The sequence below is a fragment of the Aeromonas finlandensis genome (assembly GCF_000764645.1).
Lineage (GTDB): Bacteria > Pseudomonadota > Gammaproteobacteria > Enterobacterales > Aeromonadaceae > Aeromonas > Aeromonas finlandensis.
Genome location: NZ_JRGK01000064.1, coordinates 1 through 8089, shown reverse-complemented (window position 1 = coordinate 8089; position 8089 = coordinate 1). Strand labels below are relative to the sequence as shown.

Genomic DNA, 8089 nt, shown 5'->3' with positions numbered 1-8089 from the left:
GCTTTATCACCGCCCACTACGGCCCCATTCTGATGCGGATCACCCAGGCGATCTCCAAGGCCAATCCGGCCCTGTCGCCAGCGGATCTCTTCTGGCGCCTGCACTTCACCCTGGGCACTGTCGTGTTCACCATGGCCTCCGCCGATGCGCTACGCGACATCGCCCTGGCCGACTTTGGCCAGCAGCTCGATGTGGAAGGGCTGGTGCGCAACGTTATTCCTTATCTGGCGTCCGGAGTCGGGGCGCCCGTGGAGTCGACCAGGCTCTCCCTGGCCGTGTAACAACCAACAATAAATCAACGGAAACAGTGAAATAGAAGGAACTTCGGTATGATCACATTGCTTGTCCTGCTGGTGCTGGCGATAGCCGTTGTGCTCGGCGTACCCTCCATCCGTAAAAAGGTGGTAACCCGTCCGGTGTTCGGCATCTTCAAAAAGATACTGCCGCCCTTGTCAGCTACCGAGCGGGAGGCCATGGAAGCTGGCTCCGTCTGGTGGGATGGCGAGTTGTTTCGCGGCAACCCCGACTGGAAAAAACTGCACGGTTACGGCAAGGCCGAACTGAGCGCCGAAGAGCAGGCCTTTATCGACAATCAGGTCGAAACCCTGCTCGCCATGGTCGATGACTTCAAGATCGTCAACGAAACCAAAGACCTGCCGGAGCCGGTGTGGGACTATCTGAAGAAGGAAGGCTTCTTCTCCCTGATCATCCCGAAATCCTACGGCGGCCGCGAATTCTCGGCGATTGCCAACTCCACCATCGTCACCCGTATTGCCACCAAGAGCCTGAGCGTGGCGGTCACCGTCATGGTGCCAAACTCTCTCGGCCCGGGCGAGCTGCTGATGCACTACGGTACCCAGGCCCAGAAAGATTTCTGGCTGCCGGGACTGGCCAACGGCAAGGAAGTGCCCTGCTTCGCCCTGACCGGGCCGGAAGCGGGCTCCGATGCGGGCGCCATTCCTGACAAGGGGATCGTCTGCAAAGGGATGCACAAGGGTGAAGAGGTATTGGGTATTCGCCTCAACTGGAACAAGCGCTACATCACCCTGGCGCCCCGCGCTACCGTGCTGGGGCTGGCGTTCAAACTCTATGACCCGGAAAAACTGCTGGGTGACAAGGAAGAGCTGGGCATCACCTGCGCGCTCATCCCCACCAGCCACCCCGGCGTGCGCGTCGGCGATCGCCACTACCCCATGGGTCTGGCGTTCCTGAACGGCCCGACCTTCGGCAAGGATGTGTTCATTCCGCTCGACTGGATCATCGGCGGCCCGGATTACGCTGGCCGTGGCTGGCGCATGCTGGTGGAGTGCCTCTCCGCCGGTCGCGGCATCTCGCTGCCTGCCTTGGGTACCGCTTGCGGTCACATGGCGAGCCGCACCGTGGGCGCATACTCCTACGTGCGCAAACAGTTCGGCATGTCCATCGGCAAGTTTGAAGGGGTGCAAGAGGCGCTGGCTCGCATTGGCGGCCTCACCTATCAGCTGGAAGGGGCCCGTCGCATGACTGCTGGTTCGTTGGATCTCGGTCAGGCACCGGCCATCGTCACCGCCATCTCCAAGTACCACATGACCGAAATGGCGCGCCAGATCATGGATGACTCCATGGACATCCACGCCGGTCGTGCCATCCAGCTGGGCCCGAAAAACTACACCGGCTACGCCTACATGGGTATTCCGGTCGCCATCACGGTGGAAGGGGCCAACATCCTGACCCGTAACCTGATGATCTTCGGGCAAGGGGCCACTCGCTGCCACCCTTACGTGTTTGCCGAGCTGGAAGCGGCCGCCGACACCGACGTGGAGCGCGGTCTCGAGAAGTTTGACGCCCTGCTGATCAAACACATCGCCTTCGGTACCGGCAACTTCTTTGGCGCCCTGTTCCAGGGGCTGACCCTGGGTCAGTTCAACAGCGCGCCGGTGGCTGGCGAAACCGCCCGCTACTACAAGCAGCTCTCCCGCATGAGTAAAGGGCTGGCGTTGTGTGCCGACGTCTCCATGCTGATGCTGGGTGGCGATCTCAAGCGCAAGGAGATGATCTCCGCCCGTCTGGGTGACGTGCTGAGCCACCTCTATCTGGCCTCCGCCACCCTCAAGCACTACGAGGATCAGGGCCGCATGGTCTCCGATCTGCCGTTCGTGCAGTACGCGGTGGAGCGCAACCTCTACCTGATTGGCAAGGCGTTCGAGGGCTTCTTCCAGAACTTCCCGAACAAGGTGGTGGGTGCCGTGCTCAAGCGTGTGGTGTTCCCGTTCGGCGTCGGTTACAAGATGCCGGCAGACGATCGCTGCCACGCCATCTGTCTGGCCATGATGAAGCCGGGCGAGTTCCGCGACCGTCTGACCGCCCTCTGTTATGTGGGCAAGGACGATGCGGATCCGGTCGGCCTGATGGAGCGCGCCTTCCAGGCCATGGTGGCGGTGCAGCCTTACGAGAAGAAGCTGGTGCAGGCCCAGAAAGAGGGCAAACTGCCCCGCAAACTGGCCTTGCCGGAGCTGGTTGCCGCTGCGCTTGCCGGTTCCATCCTGAGCAAGGACGAAGCGGACAAACTGCTGGCCGCCGATGCCCTGCGCTACGAAGCGATTCAGGTAGACAACTTCGCCCCGGGCGAGCTGGAAGGATTCTCCCAGCCACACAAGGTCGATCACGCAGCCTGATCCTGACCGCACTCTGTTATGACGCAACGGCCCTTCGGGGCCGTTTTTGTCATATTAAAGCCCTCTTTTTACTGTTCGTACATACAGTATGCAGCCAAACGGGCCGCAGTTTGCTATCTTGGCGACCATCACTCGCCTTTAGAGCAATCAACACCCATGAGCATTATTTTGGGCATCGATCCGGGATCGCGGATCACCGGATACGGGGTTATCCGGGTCGTGGGCGGCAAGGCTGAATACTTGGGCTCTGGCTGCATCCGCACCGATTGTGGCGAGCTGCCAGCGCGCCTCAAGCAGGTCTATGACGGGGTCTGCGAAATCATCACCCAGTTCAAACCCACCGAGTTTGCCATCGAGCGGGTCTTTATGGCCCGCAACGCCGACTCGGCCCTGAAACTGGGGCAGGCCCGGGGCAGCGCCATCGTCGCAGCGGTCAACGCCTATCTGCCGGTGAGCGAATACTCCGCCACCCAGATCAAGCAGGCGGTGGTCGGCACCGGCGGCGCCGCCAAGGAGCAGGTGCAGCATATGGTGACCCATCTGCTGAAACTCTCCGCCACCCCGCAGGCGGATGCGGCAGATGCCCTCGGCGTCGCACTGTGCCACCTGCACACCCGCCAGAGCCTAATCAAGATGGCAGGCCGCGCCAGCAGCTCGGTACGTGGCCGCTATCGCTGAGCCCTTGCTCACCCGCACGGATCACCTCTGCATCGCTAAATAAAAAACCGCCCCGGCTAGCCGGGGCGGTTTTGTTTGGCCATTTTGTTTGACCGCTTAGCGGGCCGAGACAGTGATGCTGGCGAAATCGATCAGATTGACCGCGCCCTTTTGACCTCCAGCATCGTTGTAGGTGTCGTTCGCCTTCAGATAGCTCATGTTGTAGAAATCGCTCACCCGAATGTCATACTCCCCGGCGGGCAGATCCACCACGAATGGCGTTGAGTCACGCAGCGGTTTGAGGTCGCCCTCTTTCATCACATGGGGCATCTGTACCATGCCGCTGGCGACCACCTGGCCACCGCTCACTACCGAGATCCGTTTCACCCCGTTGGTCACCCCCAGATTGATGGCATGCTGGGCATTGCTGTATTGCAGGCGAATGGTGCGCTTGCCATCCAGCTTGACCCCCTGCACCAGCAAGCTGTCGTCAGGGCGGCCCCAATCCTTGAGGTAAGGGACGGGAATGGCCCCATCGGCGGCGCTCACGCTGCCGGTATGGGAGACGTTGGCCCCATCGATGGCGATATGTTGCAGCGCAGGCTGATAGCAAACCGGCTTGGCATGATGGGAGCGGTTGCCGGACTCCGGATAGACCGCCTCGGCACTGTAGCAATAGGCCTTGCCCGGCTGCAGTGCCATATCGTCGACCCAGCTGGTCGCCCTATCCAGACCGGAGGCCACCCGCTTGCCATCCCGATAGATGTTGTAGCTGATCGCCCCCTTGTTGATAGTGTCCTGCAAGGCGACCATCAACTTGCCCTGCTGCTCGCTGACCCCCAGCAAGGTTGGCTCGGTCGGTGCGAATACCTGACGATTCTCGACATCCAGCGGCGCCACATCCTTGATCAGGCGGATCCCCTGATCGTCCGCCACGGCAGCACCAAGCGTCACTTCAATCCGGTTGCTGGCGGCCAGCATCCCTTCACTGATCAGCTCACCCACCGGGGCACCATTGAGCGTCACGCTCTGCACCGGATAGTAACTGCCCTCCCCGCCCAGTTCCGGCAGGTGCAGCACGATGTCGATCTGCTTGCCACGATAGTTCAACCCCTTGAGCGCAGCCTCAGGCTTGGCCCCCAGCAAGCGGTGCAGGTGGGAGGTAATGAACGGCTTGATCCGGATCCCCCCCTCTTCCACTTTGTAGCCGAAGGTGGTGTCGGTCACCATGCCAAGGTAACCCCCGACCGACCAGAGCTGGCGCTGGGAGTTGATCACCGGCCCCGTCAAATCGGGATGGGTCAGATCCATCAGAGAGGGTTGGCCGGAGAGCCACTCGAGGTTCTCCATGTTGGAGAGGTTCAGCGCGGCGCCGCGCATCAGGGAGTCAATATGGTGATCGACCACGGCAACGTTCTGCACCAGGGCCGCCGCCTTCAGCCCGTAGGCGGAGACGAAGGGCCAGATGGCGCGGTTATGGTAAACCGGCATATCGGGTTGCTGCGGGAAGTAGACCGGCGCGCCATAAGGGCCCATGGGGTAACGACTGATGATCTCTTTGGCCTGCGCCTCATCGGCAACACCGGCCAGAATGGCGAGGGATTCCCCCAATAGATCGAACTTGTAGGCCGGGCTCTGATCGGTAGTGGTGTTGATCAGGCTGGCATACATCTTCTCGTCAGCCAGCCAGAAAGCACGATTGATCGCCAGTTTCAGCTCGCCCGCCCACTGGTTATAGCGGCTTGCCAGCTCATCGCGACCCAGTTCACCCGCCACCAGCGCGGCCAGCAACAACCCCTGATAGTGGGTCACGTTGGTGGAGAGGGATTTGCTCATGCCGATGTGGGCGATATCGGCGGTGATCCACTTGGCATAGGTCTGGTCGCGCCAATCGAGGAAGGATTGCTCCCCCACGTAGAGACCATCAGCGCGATCAAAAGCGGCCAGACGATCACTCTCTATGGTGTTGCTCAGCCCTTCAAACACCTCGGGCAAGAACGCACTGCGCTCGGCATCCGGCAGGGCGGCCAGCACCCGCTCGGCCCCCAGGGCCCAGCTCATGCGATCGGTACTGATGGGCCAGCTGCCCCCGGTACCGGTATCCTGAATGATCTGGCGTCCTTGCGGGATCAAACTGTCCATATCGCTTTTCAGCTCGGCTCTGAAATCAGAGAGCTTGAACTGCAGGGAGTTGCGCGCACGCTGAGGATCAAGCACCCCCAGTCCCAGATCGGTGGCGTAGGAGAGATCCCGCGTCCAGACGTAATGCCACTTGGCGCCGGTTTCAAAGCAGTCGCAAGGGATCGCCTGACCACCGTTGTAACTGCCATCCTTGACCTGAGCCACGCTGTTCTGGCGCATCTCGTGAGCGGCCAGCGCAAACAGGGCATCAAAGACCATGTTGCCGGATCGCAAGCGGGGCAGATCGGACTGCTCCTGATAGGTGGTAAAGTTCTCGCCCGGATCACGCAGCTCCTGAGTGGTCGATTGCGCATAGCTACGATACTCGTCACCGGCCTGCTTGACCGAGAAGGTTGCCGTTTCCTTCACCCCGGGCTTATAGGTCTCATACTCGCGCTTCTCGATCAGCTCATGCCCTTCATGGGGATTGATCATGCCAAGGTCACCCTCCCCAGCGACGCTGACCTGCAACAGGGGGGCGTTCTCATCCTGGCTGGCATCCAGCAGGAACTTGTAATACCCCTCCCGCTCCACCCGCACTGTTGCCAGCTGGCACTGGGCATCGCAGCGCTGCATCTTGACCGGGTTGTTCAATGCAATGACGCCATTGAGCCCAAAACCGATCCCCTCCTGCGCGGAGGCGATCTTTATCTTGTGCTCACCCGCCGTCAGCTTGGCCACCATCACATACTGCCTGTCCCCCTGATAGACCATCTGCAGCACGGGTTCCAGATTGCCATCAATCCCTTTCAGATAGAGGCTCTCGCTGTAATTGGGGTCATCACGGGCCATGGAGAACTCGATGGCCGGAGCAGCCAGATCGGCCTTGGTCACCTTGACCTGAATGTCGAGCAGCCCCTTTTCCGTCACCACCAGACGGTTGTTCTGCCCGTTGTTCTGGTAGTACATGGGGTAGACCTGACCGGGGAAGATGCTGGTCTCCTTGCGGGAGTCCGCAGAGAAATCGGGATATTTGGTCCACTCGGGGCCAGCCACTTTGAAGGGGGACATACCCGAGTTCATTTTCAGGTTGTCCAGACGATAGACACCCTCCTTGAAGGTCAGTTTGAACTTCTCCTCACGGCCCCAGCCGCTAAATTCACCGACCATATAGAGATCAAAATCCCAGGGCGCCTTCACCTCGGGTTTGACCTCGTTATCGTTGCCGCTGGATGAGCTGTCGTTACAACCGGACAAAAGAACCCCGCCGCAGCATAACGCCACGGATAAAGCCAATGGACGAATTTTCATATTTTCCCTTCGTTACTTTTTTGTTTTTTTATTGAAACAGCATTGAGTAAAACTGTTTTTGCCAGTCTACGTGGTCAGCATTCACCAGAAAAATAGACCGCGACACCAGCGACATAGATAACATCTATAACCAGGTGAAATTACGTGATCGCCCGCACCAAACCGGCTATCGAATGGCAAAAATGAATTGGATACAACGTGAAGGGAGCCACATAAAAAATAGCCCGTCAGCGAAGGGGAATAATTGACAGCCCATGGTGATTACACTAGCTTGGCGCACCACCAGACCATGACCGGACGCCATGTTAGTGGACAAACATCTAAGACAGTTTATTGAAGTGGCCACCCACAAAAATGTCAGTCTGGCAGCCAGGAAAATGGGGCTCAGCCAGCCAACGCTGACGCACAACATGAAAAAGCTTGAGGAGAGTCTGGAGACGACCTTGCTAGTCAGACACGCTGGCGGCGTGACGCTTACCGCCGCCGGAGAGCTGCTGCTGGAGCAGGCGCGCGTAATGCAACGGATCTACGATGACACTCTCAGGCAGCTGGCCACCCTGCGCGAGCGCACCGCGCGGCCGCTGAACGTGGGCACCGGACATGCGTGGTGGCAGCCGGTATTGCAACCTGTCACCGCCCGCTATCAGCAAGCCAACCCATCCTGCGCCATCAACATTGAAGTCGGCAACCATCTGCGCCTGCTCGATCTGCTGTTGGGCAATCATATCGATCTGTTTCTCGGACATGAAATTCACGGGCTGGCCAAAAATTACAGCCTGATATTTATCCCGCTATTTATTTCTCACGATGGGGTATTTGTCAGAGCGGGTCATCCCCTCACAGGGAAAATATGCAGCAAGCAGGATCTGGTCGATTATCCCAGCCTGCTGGTGACGCCGGATGAGGATAAATATCTGCATCTGGTCGATGATTTGGCGAGAAAAAAACAGGAACGCGCCGCCATGAAGTTGAATGACAAAATCATTTATAGCAGCAACTCCCTGCTCACCAGCATTGATATTGTCAATAGCAGCAATGCGGTCATGCCTTATCCGGTGAGCATGGCCGATTATTTTTCCCGATTCGGTATTGGCCAGCTGAATATGGGCGAAGAGTACAACAAGGGGACTATCGGTATTTATATCCCTCGCGAGAAGATCGATGAGCCCCACATTCAGATGCTATGTCAGGAGATCCAGGCTCAAATCACCCGCAATAGCGCCCTGATTGCCACCTTCTGATCCCGCGTTTATCCCGCCTCGGCCCGCCCGGCTTCCGCGCTTGCCTCCGCAATGCGCGCTTGCTGCTCACCCCGCTTTTCCAGCGCCGTACTCATGGCGATGGAA

The 8089-nt window shown here is 59.0% G+C and carries 4 protein-coding genes and 1 pseudogene; 4 read left to right on the top strand and 1 reads right to left on the bottom strand.

From position 1 onward, the window contains the following. From LD28_RS0108425 to ruvC, 3 genes and pseudogenes are all read left to right on the top strand, one after another. Nucleotides 1-281, top strand: a pseudogene (locus tag LD28_RS0108425) (TetR family transcriptional regulator); the annotation flags it as partial. Nucleotides 282-329: 48 nt separating this feature from the next. Beyond that, nucleotides 330-2654 (top strand): acyl-CoA dehydrogenase, encoded by a 2325-nt coding sequence (locus LD28_RS0108420; RefSeq protein WP_033136530.1) that lies wholly within the window; start codon nt 330-332, stop codon nt 2652-2654. A gap of 156 nt (nt 2655-2810) precedes the next feature. Beyond that, the gene (ruvC, locus tag LD28_RS0108415; protein ID WP_033136529.1) at nt 2811-3332 is read left to right on the top strand and encodes a crossover junction endodeoxyribonuclease RuvC; all 522 of its coding nucleotides are present in this window, start codon (nt 2811-2813) and stop codon (nt 3330-3332) included. 96 nt (nt 3333-3428) lie between these two features. Here the strand turns inward: ruvC and LD28_RS0108410 are convergent, their stop codons facing one another. Beyond that, nucleotides 3429-6530: a glucosidase family protein gene (locus LD28_RS0108410; protein ID WP_033136532.1), complete on the bottom strand. Its 3102-nt coding sequence runs from the start codon at nt 6528-6530 to the stop codon at nt 3429-3431. A 521-nt stretch (nt 6531-7051) separates the two neighbouring features. On the opposite strand from LD28_RS0108410, the gene LD28_RS0108405 reads away from it, so the two are divergent. Further along, entirely contained in the window at nt 7052-7984 is a 933-nt protein-coding gene (locus LD28_RS0108405) for a LysR family transcriptional regulator (RefSeq protein WP_081959466.1), read from the top strand. Nucleotides 7985-8089 lie beyond the last annotated feature (105 nt).